General features: G+C 68.2%; 21 protein-coding genes and 1 pseudogene. 5 read left to right on the forward strand and 17 right to left on the reverse strand.

What is annotated here, in order from left to right; all coding sequences use genetic code 11:
* Positions 1-18: 18 nt before the first annotated feature.
* On the reverse strand, positions 19-909 hold the full coding sequence (locus tag IEV83_RS11420) for a phage/gene transfer agent baseplate hub protein (RefSeq protein ID WP_181759119.1): 891 nt from the start codon (positions 907-909) through the stop codon (positions 19-21).
* The gene (locus IEV83_RS11425; RefSeq protein WP_181759118.1) at positions 909-1,571 is read right to left on the reverse strand and encodes a DUF2460 domain-containing protein; all 663 of its coding nucleotides are present in this window, start codon (positions 1,569-1,571) and stop codon (positions 909-911) included. Before IEV83_RS11425 ends, IEV83_RS11420 begins: the two co-directional genes overlap by 1 nt.
* Positions 1,572-1,691: 120 nt before the next feature.
* On the opposite strand from IEV83_RS11425, the gene IEV83_RS11430 reads away from it, so the two are divergent.
* Positions 1,692-1,931 (forward strand): HP1242/YdcH family protein, encoded by a 240-nt coding sequence (locus tag IEV83_RS11430; RefSeq protein ID WP_181759117.1) that lies wholly within the window; start codon positions 1,692-1,694, stop codon positions 1,929-1,931.
* A gap of 38 nt (positions 1,932-1,969) precedes the next feature.
* Here IEV83_RS11430 and IEV83_RS11435 read toward each other — a convergent pair whose 3' ends face one another.
* The 15 genes and pseudogenes from IEV83_RS11435 to IEV83_RS11500 form a co-directional block, all read right to left on the reverse strand.
* Entirely contained in the window at positions 1,970-2,560 is a 591-nt protein-coding gene (locus IEV83_RS11435) for a phage tail tape measure protein (RefSeq protein WP_181759116.1), read from the reverse strand.
* Entirely contained in the window at positions 2,557-2,751 is a 195-nt protein-coding gene (locus IEV83_RS11440; RefSeq protein ID WP_181759115.1) for a phage tail assembly chaperone, read from the reverse strand. The genes IEV83_RS11435 and IEV83_RS11440 overlap by 4 nt, the downstream gene beginning before the upstream one ends.
* A gap of 113 nt (positions 2,752-2,864) precedes the next feature.
* Positions 2,865-3,185, reverse strand: a pseudogene (locus tag IEV83_RS11445) (gene transfer agent family protein); the annotation flags it as partial.
* A gap of 3 nt (positions 3,186-3,188) precedes the next feature.
* Positions 3,189-3,602 (reverse strand): phage major tail protein, TP901-1 family, encoded by a 414-nt coding sequence (locus IEV83_RS11450; protein ID WP_181759113.1) that lies wholly within the window; start codon positions 3,600-3,602, stop codon positions 3,189-3,191.
* A gap of 49 nt (positions 3,603-3,651) precedes the next feature.
* A complete protein-coding gene (locus IEV83_RS11455; RefSeq protein WP_181759112.1) occupies positions 3,652-4,059 on the reverse strand; it encodes a DUF3168 domain-containing protein in 408 nt (135 codons plus the stop codon).
* Positions 4,056-4,382 (reverse strand): head-tail adaptor protein, encoded by a 327-nt coding sequence (locus tag IEV83_RS11460; protein ID WP_181759111.1) that lies wholly within the window; start codon positions 4,380-4,382, stop codon positions 4,056-4,058. The genes IEV83_RS11455 and IEV83_RS11460 overlap by 4 nt, the downstream gene beginning before the upstream one ends.
* Positions 4,379-4,948, reverse strand: coding sequence for a head-tail connector protein (locus IEV83_RS11465; protein ID WP_181759110.1), 570 nt, complete (start codon positions 4,946-4,948; stop codon positions 4,379-4,381). The genes IEV83_RS11460 and IEV83_RS11465 overlap by 4 nt, the downstream gene beginning before the upstream one ends.
* An 87-nt stretch (positions 4,949-5,035) precedes the next feature.
* Positions 5,036-6,328 carry a phage major capsid protein gene (locus tag IEV83_RS11470; RefSeq protein ID WP_280513996.1) on the reverse strand — a complete coding sequence of 431 codons (1,293 nt, stop codon included), beginning with the start codon at positions 6,326-6,328 and terminating at the stop codon, positions 5,036-5,038.
* Positions 6,325-6,840, reverse strand: coding sequence for an HK97 family phage prohead protease (locus tag IEV83_RS11475; protein WP_181759109.1), 516 nt, complete (start codon positions 6,838-6,840; stop codon positions 6,325-6,327). Before IEV83_RS11475 ends, IEV83_RS11470 begins: the two co-directional genes overlap by 4 nt.
* Positions 6,837-6,968: a hypothetical protein gene (locus IEV83_RS20360; protein ID WP_280513997.1), complete on the reverse strand. Its 132-nt coding sequence runs from the start codon at positions 6,966-6,968 to the stop codon at positions 6,837-6,839. The genes IEV83_RS11475 and IEV83_RS20360 overlap by 4 nt, the downstream gene beginning before the upstream one ends.
* 148 nt (positions 6,969-7,116) lie before the next feature.
* Complete coding sequence (locus IEV83_RS11480; protein WP_181759108.1) at positions 7,117-7,317, reverse strand: hypothetical protein; 201 nt, start codon at positions 7,315-7,317, stop codon at positions 7,117-7,119.
* Positions 7,317-8,537 (reverse strand): phage portal protein, encoded by a 1,221-nt coding sequence (locus IEV83_RS11485; protein ID WP_209003126.1) that lies wholly within the window; start codon positions 8,535-8,537, stop codon positions 7,317-7,319. The genes IEV83_RS11480 and IEV83_RS11485 overlap by 1 nt, the downstream gene beginning before the upstream one ends.
* 96 nt (positions 8,538-8,633) lie before the next feature.
* Positions 8,634-9,965, reverse strand: a complete 1,332-nt coding sequence (locus IEV83_RS11490) for a DNA-packaging protein (RefSeq protein WP_181759106.1) — start codon at positions 9,963-9,965, stop codon at positions 8,634-8,636.
* Positions 9,883-10,380 carry a hypothetical protein gene (locus IEV83_RS11495; protein ID WP_181759105.1) on the reverse strand — a complete coding sequence of 166 codons (498 nt, stop codon included), beginning with the start codon at positions 10,378-10,380 and terminating at the stop codon, positions 9,883-9,885. Before IEV83_RS11495 ends, IEV83_RS11490 begins: the two co-directional genes overlap by 83 nt.
* Positions 10,381-11,592: 1,212 nt before the next feature.
* Complete coding sequence (locus IEV83_RS11500; protein ID WP_181759104.1) at positions 11,593-12,129, reverse strand: YcgN family cysteine cluster protein; 537 nt, start codon at positions 12,127-12,129, stop codon at positions 11,593-11,595.
* Between the two features lie 173 nt (positions 12,130-12,302).
* On the opposite strand from IEV83_RS11500, the gene IEV83_RS11505 reads away from it, so the two are divergent.
* From IEV83_RS11505 to IEV83_RS11520, 4 genes are all read left to right on the forward strand, one after another.
* Positions 12,303-14,495, forward strand: coding sequence for a transglycosylase domain-containing protein (locus tag IEV83_RS11505; protein WP_181759103.1), 2,193 nt, complete (start codon positions 12,303-12,305; stop codon positions 14,493-14,495).
* Positions 14,492-15,151 carry a DUF1214 domain-containing protein gene (locus IEV83_RS11510; RefSeq protein WP_209003127.1) on the forward strand — a complete coding sequence of 220 codons (660 nt, stop codon included), beginning with the start codon at positions 14,492-14,494 and terminating at the stop codon, positions 15,149-15,151. Before IEV83_RS11505 ends, IEV83_RS11510 begins: the two co-directional genes overlap by 4 nt.
* Positions 15,148-15,891, forward strand: a complete 744-nt coding sequence (locus IEV83_RS11515; protein WP_181759102.1) for a DUF1254 domain-containing protein — start codon at positions 15,148-15,150, stop codon at positions 15,889-15,891. Before IEV83_RS11510 ends, IEV83_RS11515 begins: the two co-directional genes overlap by 4 nt.
* 115 nt (positions 15,892-16,006) lie before the next feature.
* A complete protein-coding gene (locus IEV83_RS11520) occupies positions 16,007-17,335 on the forward strand; it encodes a class I SAM-dependent methyltransferase (RefSeq protein WP_209003128.1) in 1,329 nt (442 codons plus the stop codon).
* Positions 17,336-17,365: the final 30 nt, after the last annotated feature.

Here is a 17,365-nt window from a genome sequence, read left to right on the forward strand (position 1 = left end):
CCAGCCTGCTCCCGGCGCTCACTCCATCAACGCGCCGCCGTCGTTTTCCGGCGCGCCGCGACTTGGATAGGTCAGCGCGAAATCGGCCCCCGGCATGTGGGGAAACCCCTGAAAGGCGGCGCTGTTGGCGAATTTCGCGCCGCAGGTGGAAAAATGCTTGTCACAGCCGGCAGTCAGCCGCACCGCCGTACCGGGATCGAGTGGCAGCGGCAGAGGCACCAGCAACGCGATGTCCCGCACGGTGCCGGCGCCGGGCATATCGGAGACGATTTCGCCGACATGACCGGCGGACGCGCCGTCGATCACCTCCAGCCGGCCGCCGGCGAACCAGCCATCGGCGGCGGCAACGCCGTCCACCCGCACCTCCGCCTCCCCGCCCCCGCTCACCGTGCCGGCCCTGCGGAAGGCCGGCAGGTCCAGATCGACACCGCAGCGCCCATCGCCCAGATCCGCATCGCACAGGTGGGAGAACACCCGCCCTTGCGGCTGGTCGAACAGATGGGGCAAGGCCCGCAGCTCGGCACGGAACACGCCGCCGGCCCGCGACACCTCGCCGACGATGGCCCGGCGCAACAGCAGCCGAACCGAAGGGTCCTGCCAATCGACGGCGAAGATCTCCACCTGCGCCCCGTCCCACAGGCCACCGGCCAGTTCCGCCTCGCCGATGGTCCGCGACGACAGGATGCCGGCCACCTCGGCGGTGCCGGCGGCCAGATCCGGCTCCAGCGTCGCCGCCGAGCTGTCAAACCCAAGGCGCGGCTCGAAAGTCACCCCGTCGAAGCGCAAGGTCCGGTCATGATCGGTGAAGCCAAGCACGGTGCCATCCTGCCGGGTCACCCGCCAGCAGGTGGCCCGGGTCGTCACGCTACCGGCGAATCGGGCCAACACGTTTGGGTCCAGCTCCCGCATCAGCCTGCCTCCTCTGCTGTCAGGTCGATCTCAACCAACGGAATGGTCGGCACCCGGCCGGCCTCCACATGGGTCAGGCTCATGTCCAGCCGGTCGGTGTCGAACCGCACCGGCACATCGAAGCGAAACCCGGCGGTGACCACCGCCCCGGGCGGCGGCAGATGCGCCGGCAAAATGGTGACGAGACCGGTGGCGGTGTCGCAGGTGAACTCAGCGCCCTCGGTCAGTTCGCTGCCGTCGATCGCCACCCGCACGGTGCCCGCCACCGGCTTCAGGATCGGCCGCCTGTAGGGTTCGGGGCCGGCGCCATAGGTCTTCACCAGCGGAAAACTGCCGGCCACACCGTCGCCGGTGCCGATCACGCAGTCGGTGGGCGCGAGAGCCGGTCCGGTTGCCGCCGACAGATGATCGAACGGGTCGCGAAAACGAAACCCACACAGCCGCCCGCGCACCCGCTCGAAAAACGCGGCGACGGCCTGAAGATCGGCGAGCGAGCGCACGCCCGTTCCCGCATCGTAGCGCCGCCGGGAATGCGCCCAGCGGGCGTTGCGCGTTTCCGCGCCCGAGCCCAGGGTCACCACATCCGTGCGCCGCTCCGGCCCGCCGCTGGCGCCGAAGGCAACGGACAGCGGAAAGCGCTCGTCGATGAACTCAACCGTCATTTGCAGAAAGCCCCCTTATGCACAGGCCGGGCGCCGGAATTTCACGGCATTTGATCTTGCTCAAGGAAACGGGTAGCGGGAACGCGCAATGTCGCATCACCAACGGAGGTCATTACCCGAATGAGTCACGTTCCCCACGATTTGCACGAAGAGTTTCCCGAGAGCGCCGAGGCGTTGCACGCGCTGAAGGTTTCCAACGCGCATTTCGCAAAGCTCGCGGAGGAATATCACGCCGTGAACCGCGAGATTCACCGCATCGAGAGCGAGGTCGCTCCTGCTTCCGATGAGGCGCTGGAGGAACTCAAGAAGAAGCGTCTTCACTTGAAGGATCAGATTGCGGAATTGCTCTCCGCAGCCTGAAACGCCGGTGCCTGAGCCCCTCCTGTTCAGGCCCGACGTCAAAGCCCGCGCCGTCCCCGTCCGACGGCGCGGGCTACCATTGTCGAGATCTGCGCCTCCGAGCGGGCAAAACTGTCCGCGTCCCGCGCTTCCACATTGAACACGATCTGCGGCATTGCCGGCCCGCCTGCGCCCGCCGCCACGCCGAGCCGTCCGCTCGCATCGCGCGCCAGCGGCAGGATCGCCTCCGCGCCCGCCTCCCCCATCAGCCCGGTCGATTGGCCCGACATCGGGAAATAGGTCGGCGTGCCGACGACCCCACCCTTGGCAAACGGGGTCACCGTGGGTGTTGCCGTGCCCAGAAGGCCGCCCCCCAGCACGTTGCCAAAGCCCCCCAGCAGGCCGCCAATCGCGCCCGACAGCCCCTTTTCCAGTGGCGCCAGCGCAGCAGACAGAGCCTTTTCCGAGAGGGAGAGCGCCAGCGCGCGAAACACCGTCTCAAGCCGCTTGCCGTCGACCAGCGCCTGTTTCAGCGCTCCGCGCAGGTTGACCGAAACCTCCATCGAGCTGTCGCGCACCTTGTCCATGGCCCGCGCCAGCTCGTCGGCACCGCGCAGCGGCAGTTCGACCTTGTCTCCATCTTCGTTCATTGCCCATCCTCCTCTTTCCGCGCCCGCTCATCGGGATAGTGCCGCATCAGGCGTTCGAAACTCGCCCGGTTGGGCGCGCCCGTCCGTATCGCCGCCGAGGCGCCAGCCCCCAGCGCCAGCGCCACCTCGCGCGGGGTGGCCCGCCAGAACGCCTCCGGTGGCCAGTTGAGCCCGCCGAGACAGAGCCGCATCACATCGTTCCAGGGAAAGGCCGCGACCGGTGTCCCGCCCGCGGCCCGGAAGGGTTTTCGCAAGGCTCCGGGTCCGCCGCCTCCTGCTGCCCTGCGGCCTCAGTGGGCGCGCCGGTTTCCGCATCCGGTCCAGCGAAGGTCACCTGAAGCAGGGTCGAGACAAGGCCGGCCAGCGCCTGCACGCCGCCCTCCGCTCGCATTTGCCCCACCTCATCGTCGGTGACGTCATGCCCCGCGCCGCGCAGGCCCGCGCCGATGATCCGGCTGAGATCGCGCGCCGACAGCCGGCCGGAGCCGAACCGGTCGGCGAGCGCGGCAAGGTCCTCCACCCCGAAGGCGTCCTCCAGCTCGGCCAGCGCGCCGAGGGTGAGAACCAGGGTCCAGCGGCGTCCGTCGAGCGTTGCGCTCACTTCGCCGCGATGACGGTTGGCCATGGCTCAGCTCCCGGTGAAGGTCAGGGCGCCGGCGGATTCCAGCGCGATGTCATAGGTCACTTCGCCATCGTGATCGCCGGCGTAGTCCAGCGTGACGATCTGGAACGGCCCGGCGATGGTGCCGAAGTCGGGGATCACCACCTGCCAGTCACGGATCAGCCCGTCGAAGAAGAGGCCCCGCACGCTGGCGTCCGCCGCGCTGTCGCGAAAGATCCCCGCGCCGGAGATGCTGGCGCTGCGGGTGCCGGCACCGGCCAGCAGCTCGCGCCAGCGCCCGGCGCTGTCCGCATCGGTGATATCGACGCTCGCCGCGTTGAGGGCGATGCGCCGGGCGCGCAAACCCGCGACGGTGACGAACCCGCCGATCCCGTCGCTGTCGCATTTCAACAACAAGTCCTTGCCTGCCTGGGCAGCCATGAGACACTCCCTCGGTTTGTGATGGTGAGGTTGGGTGCCGCCGCGCCGGTCAGGCGAGCGGTTCGGTGACGATCCGCACGCTCAGCCGGCCGCGCCAGGTACGCCCGTTGCGCAGCCGCTCGCTGCGCGACACCGGATCGGCGATATGGATCAGCCGGTGACCGACAAGATGCGCCGCCAGCGTCGGCAGGGCGGCCTCAATCGCATCGAGGATCGCCGCCACCTCGCCGCGCGCCGGCCGGCGCGACAGCACGTGAATGTCGACCGCATGGCGCTCGCCCTCGCCGCGCTCCGCCGTCAGCAGCCGGGTTTCCACCGCTCCCAGTTCGACGAAGGGATGGGGACAGCCGCGCGGCGCGCCGTCATGGATGCGCGGCCCGCCAATGAGGGCCAGCAGCGCCGGATCGGCGGCCAGACCTGCAACGATGGCCCCGCGCAGGGCCGCTTGTCCGCTCATCGGCCGTCCTCCTCGACAAGGCAGGTGATGTAGCCTGCGCGCCGGTCGCTGTCGTCGACTGCCAGGATGCGGAACACCCGCGCGTCCTCCACCAGCCGCCAACCGCCGGTGATGCGCCCATCGGCACGCAGCCGCGCCCGGTGGGTGGCGATGCCGTCGAGCCGCTCCGCCTGCCAGCGCTCGGCAAGGCTGGCCGGCGCCAGCGCAACGAACACAGGTCCCATGTCGGCGAAGACGAGTTCCGCCTCGCCATCCGCCGCCTCGATCCGGTCCGGCCGCTCCAACCGCATTGCCCGGTCGAGCGCCCCGATCCGCCCGCTCACAGTCGCAAGCTCCGGTAGCGGCCCAGCAGCGCGTCGAGCCCGGCGGGAACGGCGGCCATCGCCGTTTCCACCCCAAGCGCGCGATGCTCGAACCAATGGGCGGTCAGAAGCAGCACCGCCTGCACCAGCACCGGCGGAACCGCGCTGGCATCCGCGCCATAGCCGGCGGTAAAATCCACCTCGATGCCGTTGAACCCGTCGAGCGGGCCCGGCGCACCGGCGGCCACCTTGAGACGCGGCGCGCCCGAGGCGCCGTCAAGGCGCAAGGACGCGGGCGCCACCGCGACCGGGGCCCCGTCGCCGGCGAACACCAAAACGCTTTCCACCGAGGCGACCGGCGCCACCGGCAGGTAAATGACCCGGCCCGGCGGCCAGTCGTCCAGATAGTAGCGCCAGCCCTGGGTGATCAGCGCCCGGCGGGTCACGCTTTCCACATGCGCCCTTGCCGTGCGGATCAGCCGGGCGATCAGCCCGTCTTCCGCCGTCGAGGTCAGCCGCAGGTGCTGGCGCGCCTCCTCCACGCTCACCGGCTCGGCGGCCGGCTGCGTCGTCACGATCGCGGTCATGTCGGTCCTTTCCCCGCAAGGATCTGGGATCCGCCGCACGCGGGGGCGCGCACGGCGGATCGACCTCGTTCCGGTTCGGCTGAGCGATCAGGCGGAGAAGGTCAGCAGCTTGATGGCGTCGAAATCCTGAACGCCGCCGCCGACCCGCTTGGTGGTGTAGAACAGCACGTAGGGCTTGGCCGAATAGGGATCGCGCAGGATGCGCACCCCCGTGCGGTCGACCACCAGATAGCCGCGCCGGAAGTCGCCGAAGGCGATGGCCGGGCTGTCGGCGGCAATGTCCGGCATGTCCTCCGCCTCGATCAGCGGGAAGCTCATCAGCGTCGCCGGGGCGCCGACGCTTGCCGGCGGCTGCCAGAGGTAGTTGCCATCCGCATCCTTCATCTTGCGCACCGCCGCTTGGGTGCGCCGGTTCATGACGAAATGGCCGTTCTGGCGGTAGCCGCTCTTCAGCGCATAGACGAGGTCGATCAGCACATCGCCGGCATCGCTCGCCGGGAACGCACCGGCGGTACCGGTCGAAACGGTGCCCAGATTGCCCCAGCTCCAGGCGGCTTCAGCGACGCGCGGATAGTCGAGCAGCCCGCGCGGCTTGTTGACCCCATCGCCGGTGACGAAGGCGGTGCCTTCCTGCGCGGCGAAGGCGGCCTCCACCTCCTCGGCGATCCAGGCATCCACATCCACCGCCGCATCCTCCAGCAGCGACGGGGTCGCCGCCGGCATGGCGTAGAGCTCCATGGTCGGGAACGAGAGCTCGGCGAGCACCGGGGCGTCGGTCTGCGGCCGGGCCGCCGTTTCCGCCACCCAGCCCGACTGCGGCCCGTTGGTGGAGAACGGCTTGCGGAAGACGCTGGAGGACACCTGGCGAATGCCGGCAATGGCGCGGATCGGCGAAATCGCGGTCAGCGCCCGCAGGATGCCGCTTTCCGTCTCCTCCGGCACCAGATAGCCGCCATCGGGATCGGAGCCGGTGGACATCGCCTTGCGCTCCAGATCGCGCAGCCGCTCGTCCTGCCCCTTGCGCATATAGGCGTCGAAGGCCTCCTTGTGTTCCCGGCCGGCGGCATTGCCGACGCTGCCACGGCCCGTCTCACCGGCGCTGCGGCCCGGACGCGCCGCCTTCAGCGCCAGATCGTCGAGCCGGCGCTGCTGCCGGTCGAGCTGGCGGTCGATGCGCTCCAGTTTCTCCGCCGTCAGCACATCGGTGCTGCCGCGCGCCTCGATCTCCGACAGGCGCTCGTCGTTGACCTCGCGAAAGGCGGTGAAGGCGGTGCGCATCTCGTCGAGCTCGTCGCGCGGCGACAGCCCGGTCTCGCGGCCGGTCGCCGCCTTGGTTTCGGTCAGCGGCAGGGCATGAGACATGTGCGAAGGATGGGTCATGAGGGGCGAAGGCTCCTGTGCTTGAGGGTCGGCTGGGCAAGGGGCCCGGGCGCGGCGAGACGGGCGCCCGGGTGTAGCGGGAAGGTGACGAGCGACACCTCCCAAAGGTCGATGTCATGCAGGCGGCGGATGCCGGTATGGGGATCGCGCCGGGCGCTTCTGGCGCGAAAGCCGATGGACAGCCCGTCGAGCGCACCAGCGGCAATCAGCACCGCCGCCTCCCGGCCAGTGGCGGTTCCGGTCAGAAGCCGCCCCTTGACGAACAGGCCGGTGCGGTCCTCGCGCATCTCCTCGAAGACGCCGATCGGCCGGGCCGGATCGTGCTGCCAGAGAAAGCGGATACCGGCCGGGCCGCGCTCGCGCAGGCTGCGGTGGAAGGCGCCGCGCATCACCAGATCGCCGGCATCGTCGAGGCTGCCGAACAGGCTGGCATAGCCGCTGACGACCGCGGTCGGCGGATGCACCGTCGGTGGGTGTGCCGGGTCCGGTCCAGCCAGGGGCGCGCCGCTCACGCGCCCTGCCCGGCCTGCCGCGCCCGCCGCTGCAAGAGCCGGGTGAGCGCGACGGCGAAACGGGCAAAGACGGCGCGATGGCCGCGCGGGCGCGCGAGTCCGGTCGCAGCCGGTCGGTGATCGGCCATGGTGGGTCTCCCTTCATGGTGGTCAGGTGGTGGGGGCGATCCTCGGGGCGGCAAAAGTTCAGGCCCGTCCGGGTTCGCAAACTGATTCAATTGCGGGGCAAACACGCTTGATCGTCAGGGGTTTGCAGCGTGTTCCCGATAAAGGGATTCAGTCGTCGAAATCGCTGAACAGGCGGTTCAGCCGGGCAATCGCCTGGACGAAATCGTCAAAGCGGCGGTTGGAGCGGATCATCTCCCGCACGGTCCAGACCAGAAGGCTGCTCACCGTGCCGGCCCAGAGGAACAGCACCAGATGGGCCAGATCCCCCCGGGCGCCGATCATCTGCGCCAGCGGCGTCAGCGTCTCCATCACCCCGCCCCCGGGGTTGAGGTGTCGCCGCCGCCCTCGACGCTCCCCTCGGGAGGCAGATCGGGCGGCAGGTCGGCGCCATAGCCGACCGCCACCCGCTTTTCCGAAGCGCTGAGGAAATCCGCCGCGCCGACCCGGCGCCACAGCGCCTCGCGCTCGCTCGACAGGGCCTCGACCCGGTCCGCATCCGGCCTCAGCCGCAAACCCGTCCCCTCCGCCGGGCCGAGCCAGCGCGCCAGCGCCTCGGCCACCCGGCCGGCAAGCGGCAGCACGGTCTGGCGCCAGAAGGCGCGGTTGGCCTCCTGGAAATTGGCGTACGTGTTGTCGCCGGGGATGCCGAGCAGCATCGGCGGCACGCCAAAGGCGAGCGCGATCTCCCGCGCCGCCTGGTTCTTGGCGGCGATGAAATCCATGTCCCTCGGGGTAAAGCCCATCGGCTTCCAGTCGAGCCCGCCTTCCAAAAGCAGCGGCCGGCCGGCATTGCGCGGCCCCTGATAGCCCTCCTCCAGCTCCTTCTTCAGCCGGTCGAACTGCTCGTCGGAGAGATTGCCCCCCTCCGCCCCGCCATAGACCAGCGCGCCGGAGGGCCTTGCCGCATTGTCGAGCAGCGCCTTGTTCCAGGCGCCGGCGGCGTTGTGCAGGTCAAGACTCACCTGCGCCGCCTCGATGGGGGCGAAGCCGTAGTGATCGTTGAGCGGATGAAACACCTTGAGATGCAGGACGGTGGGCCGGCCATCGGCCTCGCTGGGGCCAAGCCGCACCGTGCGCCCGGCCACCGAATAGTCGAACGCCTCCGGCCAACCATCGCTGCCCAGCACCACCTTCACCCGGTCGGGCCGCAGGGTGTGGAGTTCGCGCGCCGCCCCGTCGATCAGCACCCGCTCCAGATAGGCGTTGCCGGCCACCAGCAGGTGGCCATACACCTCCTCCAGCAGCGCGGTGCCGGAGGCCATCGGGCTTGGCCGCGCCAGAAGGTCGAGCAGCGGATGCCGGTCGAGCTCCCGGTCCTCCTCATAGAGCACCAGCGGCACGCTGGCGGCGGCCTCGGAGATCATCCGCACCGCCCGGTGCACCACCGGATTGCGCGCATAGCCCTCGCGGGCGAGCGCTGCATAATCGCGCGGCGTCCACACCGGCCGGCCGGCGGCATGGAAGGCCAGCAACGCCCCGGCGCGCGAGGCCTTGACCTCGCCGGGCGTATGCAAAAGTGATTCAAGCATGGATTTCAAGCCCATGATATCCTTGGCCTTTCCCTTGAAATCTGAGAAACGGATTCAGTCGCTTGAGCGGCTGATTCAACGCCTTGCAAGAGTGGATCAGATCCGACGCAGGCGGGGCATCGGCGTGTCCTTCAGCGCCAGTTCGCTGATGGCGTAGACCAGCGCGTCGAGCCGGTCCGGCGAGCGGCCGCTGGACAGGCCGTCGCTGGTGAAATCGGTCATTTCGTCTTCCAGCGCCGGCAGGGCGCCCACGTGGCGCACCCGCCCCTGTTCGTAGAGCAGCGCCACCGGTTCGGCCCTGAGCCACTTGCCGCGCCGGGCGCGCACCGCCCGCACCGGCACGGAAGGATCGACCCCGGCGATCATGCCGGTGACCATCTCGCCGCCCTGGTTGACCTCGGCGACGAGGCAATCGGCCTCCGCCTCGTGCCAGGCGCGCACCGCCGCCCGGGCCCAGGCGCCGGGGGTGGCGCGGGCAAGGCTGCGGTCGGCCAGCACATAGACGATGCCGGTGGCGGCGATGCCGGCGACGATCAGCCCGCAGGCATCGGAGTTGCGGCCCGAGGTCGCCGGCGGGTCGAGCGCGACCACCACCCGCACCAGCTCCGGCGCCTCCTCCACCCGGCAGGCTTCCAGCCCGTCGCGGCTCCACATGGCCCCTTCGCGCTGTTCCACCAGTTCGCCGTCGAGTTCCTGCCGCGCCAGCCGGGTGCCGGCGTAGCGCTTGCGGATGGCGGCGACGAAACCGGCGGCCAGATGAGCGGCATTGGCTTCCGTCGCCGCGCCCACCACCCGGGTGGCCGGGTCGGCGATGATCCGTTTCAGCAACGGTATCGGGCGCGGTGTGGTGGTGACGAGCTGGCGCGGGGATGCGCCAAGCCTCAGGCTGAATTGCAGCATGTCCCAGGTCTCCTGCGGGTGGCGCCACTTGGCGAGTTCATCGCACCAGGCAAGCGCGAATTGGGGCCCGCGCAGCGCATCCGGGTCCTCGGAGGAGAACACCTGCGCCACCGCCCCGTTGGGCCATTCCAGACGCCGCCGCGAGGGTTGCCAGGTGGGCCGCTCGCCGGTCGGGTGCACCGCCAGCAGGCCGGACACCCCCTCGATCATCACCTCGCGCACATCGGCATGGGTTTCGCCGACAAGGGCGATGCGGCCGCCGTCCGGGTTCGCCCCGCGCCGGGCGCTGCCGACGGTCGCCCGCAGCCACTCGGCGCCGGCCCGGGTCTTGCCGGCACCGCGCCCGCCCATCAGCAGCCAGCAGCGCCAATCGCCCTGCGGCGGCAACTGATGGGGGTGGGCCCACAGCGCCCAGTCATGGCGCAGGAAGGTCAGCGCCTCCCGGTCAAGCCCGGCCAGAAACTCCGGCAGCGCGCCCCTGGCGGCACAGGCGATCAAGCCGGTCCGCAAGCTCCTGTCTGAGCGCATCCTCGTCCTTTCCGGATGGTTCCAGGTCCTTGATGCCGGCCCGCAGCTCGATCAGGATGTCGAGGGTCTTGGCGAGACTGCCGAGGGTGCGGGCATTGCGTTCCACATGACCGGCGGCCTCACCGCCCTTCAGCGCGGCACCGGCCGCCGCCTCGCCGCGAAGCTGGCTTTCCACCGCCGCGATCTGGATTTCGAACGCCCGGGTCAGCCGGGCAACCATGCGGGCAACACCCCGGGTGTCCCCGGCCTCGATCAGGTCCCGCACCGCGCCGTGTCGCACCCAGCCATCGGCCCGGGCGCGGCGTGCCACCGTCGCCTGTGTCACCTCCATCATCTCGGCGATGACCGCGACGTGGAGCTGGTCCTGTTCGAACAAGCGGCGGGCCGCCGCCCAGCCCTCGGCGGTCAGATGCACCGGCCGCTTGCGCCCCGGCGGCTTTCCTTTTGCCTGCGGGGTGGGCGGCGGCGGGTCAGACGGCTGCAGCCTCGATGCCGCTCCGGTCTTCGCTTCCGCTTCCCTGCCCCTGTCAGTCCTGCCCTCTCCGCCCCCGGGCTTCCGGCAAGGGCGGCCAGCGGCCTCTTCCTCAGCCATGCGCGCTCCCTCCGTTTCGGATTTCATGTCAGCATGCGCCCTGCCCGACCCGCCGTGCCGCTGGCGAACGGGCACAAAAAAACGCGCCGGGCTGCGGCGCGTTCGGGCAGGTCTCTGTCAGTGTCCTTGTCGGGCCTTTGCCCCTTTGCTCGCCGGATCGACATGAAAAAACCCGGGGTGCAACGCCCGGGTTCGAAAAATCTGCTCTGAATGATCCGTTCCAGGCCGCGTCCACCGCGACCAGCATCGGCGCCCTTAACACCGGCGCCGGACGCAATTCTTCGACCATGACCAAACCCTAGCCGATCACCGTCACGCTGTCAAGAATATTTTCCTAGGATTTTTATCCTATAATATTTCAGTCATCAGCCATGATGGTTGGCCTCATCACTAATAGTGCTCCCCTCTCAACTTCCAGAACTCTTATCCACTCCGCCGCCCTCTCAAAAACAATAAATATTTTATCACAATAAACACATCTACGAGACTTGGGTTTTGGAGCTGATTAAACTCCTCCTACAGCCACCGTAACAGATTACCCCCCCAAAAACCTGATCCTATATTTCAGGTATAAATCTATATTTAGATAGCCAACCTTATTCAGACGGACTTTCCGTATGACGGTTCTGATCGCGTTCAGCATCAGCTGGAACTGAGAACGATGCAATGACAGAAAAAAACACTGCAATTACAGAAAATACAATGCCAGCGCACACATAAGCCACACCCCGCCCCGCGTAAATGATAAAATTATACGCACCTCCTCTCACAACCCTATTCGAATAGGAGTCGTCATACATCAAATTTATGCCATAGAACGTAAAACCCAGCGCAACAATTGCCGAGACAAAACCTATCGAGATCCAAAATCCCCTCATACAAAAATCCTTTACCTGAATATTAAATCTCGCCTCAACTTACATCGCTTGGACGATGATGTAGATACCACAATCGCTATCAGTAGACCTAGTTTTGGCGGAAACTGCAACTCAGAGCAGTCAACCGCATCACCCACCAGAGATTTTCCTAGGATTTTTATCCTGACGCCTCGGAGGTGTCCTCCATCGGGTTCTCGCCCGGCCAGTCGGCGAGGAAATTCTCGTAGTCTTCCAGCGGGATCCCGTCTTCGGGGAACACCCGGCCGCGCACGGAAATGCCGGCGGCGTGGACGCTCTGCGGATCGCCCGAGACCAGCGGGTGCCACCAGTAGAGATCGCGCCCTTCGGCCATCAGCCGGTAGCCACAGGTCGGCGGCAGCCAGCTCAGGCCCGGCACGGTTTCCGGCGTCAGCGGCAGGCAGTCCGGCACCTTTTCCAGCCGGTTGTCGTAGTCGCGGCAGCGGCAGCTGCCCTCGTCGAACAGGGTGCAGCTCAGCGAGGTCCAGACGATTTCGCCGGTGTCCCAGTCCTCCAGCTTGTTGAGGCAGCAGCGGCCGCAGCCGTCGCACAGGGATTCCCATTCGCTGCCCGTGAGTTCGGCCAGGGTCTTGCGGCGCCAGAACGGCAGCGCCTCGGCGGACGGCTCCGCCGTCTTGCCGCCGGGAAGGGTCGTGCTGTCGTCGCTGGCGGTCATGGTCTCGTCCTCTCCCGCCCTTGGTCCGTCGTCGGGCCTGTCGCTGGCGGGATTTCTTGAATCATGTGGTCGATCGGGATTAAAACAAGTCTTGTGATCGGTGCGGGGGAAGGTTGGCGCCGGCCCGCTCCTCATGCGCTTGCCTGAGCGCCATAGCAGAACGGACGGTCAAGGTGAACCAGAGATCCTTCGATCCCGAAGGAACCCCGCCAGAAGACAAGGGCACGCCGGAGGGCTCCGGCCGCCGGGGCTTGCGTGCGCGGCTCCTGTCGGTCGATGCCTTTGTCGACACCTTGCTGTGGCGCAGCTTCTCCGGCCTGCGGCTTGCCGGCGAGCGCTATTCCGCCTGGCTGCGCCGGTTCCGGGTGCGCGGTCCGGGGCGGATCGCCGCCGAGCTGGCGTCCGATGCGGTAACCTTCGGCGTGCTTGGGCTGATTCTCATGCTGGCCCTTGCCCAGGACGCCTTTCAGCAGACCGACCGGGCCGACTGGCGCACCACCGACGATTTCTCCGTGACCTTCCTCGACCGGTTCGGCAACGAGATCGGCCACCGGGGCATTCTGCTCAACGACACGGTACCGCTGGCCGAGATTCCGGATCACCTGATCAAGGCGGCGCTGGCGACCGAGGACCGGCGCTTCTTCCATCATTTCGGCATCGATGTGGTCGGCACCTTCCGCGCCATGGTGGAAAACGTGCGGGCGCGCACCGTGGTTCAGGGTGGCTCCTCGCTGACCCAGCAGCTTGCCAAGAACCTGTTCCTGTCGAACGAGCGCACCTTGAAGCGCAAGATCAACGAGGCCTTCCTGGCGCTGTGGCTGGAAATGAACCTGACCAAGCGCGAGATCCTCAAGCTCTATCTCGACCGGGCCTACATGGGCGGGGGCACCTTTGGCGTGGCGGCGGCCTCGGAGTTCTATTTCGGCAAGAACGTGCGCGAGCTGAGCCTCGCCGAAGCGGCGATGCTGGCCGGCCTGTTCAAGGCGCCGAGCAAATACGCGCCCCATGTGGACCTGCCTGCCGCCCGCGCCCGCGCCAACGAGGTGCTGACCAACATGGTGCAGGCCGGCTTCATGACCGAGGGCCAGGTGATCGGCGCCCGGCGCAATCCGGCGGTGGCGATCGACCGCAGCGACCACCGCTCGCCCGACCATTTCCTCGACTACGCCTTCGAACAGCTCAAGGAGCTGGCCCGGACCCGGCCGGACCTGACCCGCGACCGCATCCTGACCGTGCGCACCTCGCTCGACCCGGGCCTGCAGCGGCAGGCGGAACGGGCGATCCTGTCCAGCCTGCGCCAGCATGGCCAGCGCTACCGGGTAGAGGAAGCTGCGGTGGCCGTGGTGGTGCCGGAGACCGGCGCGGTGCGGGCGATGGTCGGCGGCAAGGACTATGGCGCCAGCCAGTTCAACCGCGCCGCCGACGCGCTGCGCCAGCCCGGCTCCGCGTTCAAACCCTTCGTCTATATTGCCGCCTTCCTGAACGGCTATTCGCCGAAATCGGTGGTGCCGGACGCGCCGATCTCCATCGGCGGCTGGAGCCCGCGCAACTATTCGCGCGGTTATGCCGGTGCGGTGACCTTGAAGACCGCGCTGACCAAGTCGATCAACACCATTCCGGTGCGGCTGGCCCAGGCCATCGGCCGCGACAAGATCGTCGAGGCGGCCCATGCCATGGGCATTACCAGCGAACTCAAGATCACCCGCGCCCTGCCCCTTGGCGTCGCCGAGGTGCGGATCATCGATATGAGCGCGGCCTATGCCTCCTTCGCCACTGGCGGCTACAAGGTGACGCCGACGGCGATCCTGGAAATCAAGAACTCCTCCGGCGCGACCATTTACGAGACCGCCGCCGGACGCGGTCCGCGCCAGCGGGTGATGCCGGAGGAAAAGGCGGCGGAGATGAACGAGGTGCTGGTCAATGTGGTGGAGCGCGGCACCGGCCGGCGCGCCCGCATCGACGGGGTCACCGCCGCCGGCAAGACCGGCACCACCCAGGCCTATCGCGACGGTTGGTTCGTCGGCTACACCGGCAATTATGCTGCCGCCGTCTGGTTCGGCAACGACGATTTCAGCTCCACCGGCCGGATGACCGGCGGCAGCCTGCCAGCGATGACCTGGCAGTCGATCATGGAATACGCCCATCAGGGCGTCGAGCTGAAGCCGCTGCCCGGCGTCGACCGGCCGCCGCACTCGGCTGAGGAACAGCTGCTCGCCGGCGACGGCACCCAGGGCGCCGGCCGCCCCCGGCTCCTGCGCGAACAGTCGATCTCGGTGCTGAAGGACATCGGCGCCCGGCTCGATGCCATCGGCAAACGCGCCGAGGCCCCGACGGCGACGGCTGGCGAAGGACCGGTATCCCAGTGACCCTGACGCTGCCCAGCAATCCGGAGACCGACGGTCTGCGCGCCGATCCGCTGCCCCCGCTGCTGCGGCCACGCCGGCGGCGGATGGCCGCCCGGCTTGCCGTCCTCTGCGCCATCGCCCTTGTCTCCGGGCTCGGCAGCGCCTTCCTCGCCATCGACAAGGGCGGGCGGTTCGACGCGCTGACGCTGGGCGTGTGGGAAGCCCGGCCGACCGAGGGCACCCGCGAGGCCGATCCCTATTCCGCCGCCATGCATGCCCGCACCGGCCGGGTGCCGCTGGCCAATGGCGAGGGGCTGATCTTCCTCGCCAGAACGGACAGCACTGGCGCGGATCTGAGCCCGCGCTGCGAATACGTGATCGAGGGGCAGGCCGCCCCGGCCCGGCTGTGGACGCTGACCGCCCTCGATGACGACCTTAAACTGGTGGAAACGGTGACGCCGCGCCCCGGCCTCAACAGCCGGCAGATGCTGCGCCGGCCGGACGGCAGCTTCCGCATCACCGCCGCCGCCGAGGCGCGCGCCGGCAACTGGCTGGCGACCACGCGCGATGCCGGCGGGCTGGTGTTCGCGCTGCGGCTTTACGATACGCCGCTGACCACCGGCACAGGCGTTGCCAACGTACCGATGCCGGAGATCCGCCGGGAGGGCTGCCGATGAGGCTTCCAGCCCTGACACAGCGCCTGCGCCTGTCGCTCCCCCTTCTGTCTTTCCCTCGCGTTTCGCTCGGGCGGTTTTCTCCCAGTCGCCGGCCGTTGCGCCTGCCGCGCCTTGTCCGCCCCGATGGGCTGACCCTCGCGCGCTGGGGCCTCGTTCTCCTCGCCGGCCTGTTTCTCGGCGGCATCATTCACATCCTGGTGGTGATGCGGGTGCCGTCGATGGTCCACCAGACCGCCTATGCGCGCGTCGCCGAGTTCGGTCCCGATGGCAGCTTCAACCGCCTGCCCGACAGCCTGCCAGGCGCTGAGCCGCTGCCGCTGCTCGATCCGCAGATGCTGCATGCCGCCTGCCGGTTCGATCTCGACACCGGGCCGGTGCGAATCATGGCCGCCCTGCCCCCGCCATTCTGGTCCTTCGCCCTCTTCAACGCCCAGGGCGAGGCGATCTACAGTCTCAACGACCGCACCTCCGGCAATGGCGGCACGCTCGACGTTCTGGTGCTGACCAGCGCCCAGCTTAGCCAGGTGCGGGAGAACCCGCCCATCGGCCTTGAAGACATGATCGTCATCGAAACCGCGGAAGACCGGGGCTATGCGCTGCTCCGGGCCTTCGGCGGCGATCCGGTGCGCCGGTCGATCACCGAGGAAGCCCTTTCGGCGGCCCGCTGCACCGGCCTTGAGGAAAGCGGCGTGATCGTCACCCTTCCGGCCACGACCGACACGGCACCCGCCGGACAGTAGACTACCCACGGTTGCCGGACGGCGCCCGGCGGTGCAAATTGCCGCCAGACTCGCCCCGGTTACTGCTGCCGAAAGCCGGCACCCGCGGGCGCAACGCGACAGCATGAGGTATGGCGTGACCCAAGCGATCAAGACGGACCCGCGCGAGGCGCGCCTTGCCGAAACGGTGCGCCGGGCCATTGCCCTCATGCGTCCGCAGCTCGATGCGCATTTCTCGGTGCGCCTGTGGGATGGCACGGTGGAGCCGCTCGGCAATGCGGTCAAACCCGGGCTGACCGTCGCCCTCAACGAGCCCGGCGTGCTGCCCTCGCTGCTTCGCCGCCCCTCGCTGGACCGGCTGATCCGTCACTATGCCCATGGGCATATCGACATTGAGGGCGGCACCATCATCGACATCGGCGCGCCCTATGCCATCGACAAGGCCGCCCGCCGCCGCTTGCGCCGGATCGGCAAGATGGAGCTGCTGAAGACGATCTGGCCGCTTCTGACCGCGCGCGGCATCTCACCGGACGAAACCCGGGGCTTTTCTGGTGGCAAGGCCGATGGCCACAAGCGGGTGAAGAGCGACAACAAGCGCTTCATCGGCTTTCACTATGATGTCGGCAACGACTTCTACCAGCTCTTCCTCGACCCGCAGATGCAGTATTCCTGCGCCTATTTCCCGACCGAGGACACCACGCTCAACGCAGCTCAGGCGGCGAAGCTGGAAATGATCTGCCGCAAGCTGCGGCTGCGCCCCGGCGAAAGGCTGCTCGACATCGGCTGTGGCTGGGGCGGGCTGTTGTGCCATGCGGTGCAGAACCATGGCGTCATTGGCCATGGCGTCACCCTGTCGGAGGAGCAGCTTGCCTTCGCCCAGGCGAAGGCGGAGCGCCTTGGCATCGCCGACCGGGTCACCTTCGAGCTGCGCGATTACCGGGACCTTTCCGGCCAGTTCGACAAGATCGTCTCGGTGGGCATGTACGAGCACATCGGCCTTGCCAACATTCCCACCTATTTCGGCACCGTGCGCGGGTTGCTCGCCGAGGACGGGCTGTTTCTGAACCACGCCATTTCCCGGCGGGCCAAGGGCAAGAAACGGCGGCTGATCAAGCGGCCGGAACAGCGCGCCTTGCAGAAATACATCTTTCCCGGCGGCGAGCTCGACGACATCGGCCACACGGTGGCGCAGATGGAACGGGTCGGGTTCGAGGTGCATGACGTGGAGAACTGGCGGCCGCACTACGAGAAGACCACGCAGATCTGGTGCGACCGGCTGACCGCCCGGCGCCAGGAGGCGGAGGAGATGGTCGGGCCGGAGCTTTACCGGCTGTGGGTCGCCTATCTGGGCGGCTGCGCCCTCACCTTCCACCGGGGCTCGGCGCGGATCTACCAGACGCTGGCCGGCAAATCGGCCAAGGGCCATCCGCCGGTGCCGCTCAGCCGCGCCGATCTCTACCGCTGACAGCCAAGCCCGAAGCAAGGCATCGGCAGC

It is taken from the genome of Stappia taiwanensis, assembly GCF_014635285.1.
GTDB lineage: Bacteria > Pseudomonadota > Alphaproteobacteria > Rhizobiales > Stappiaceae > Stappia > Stappia taiwanensis.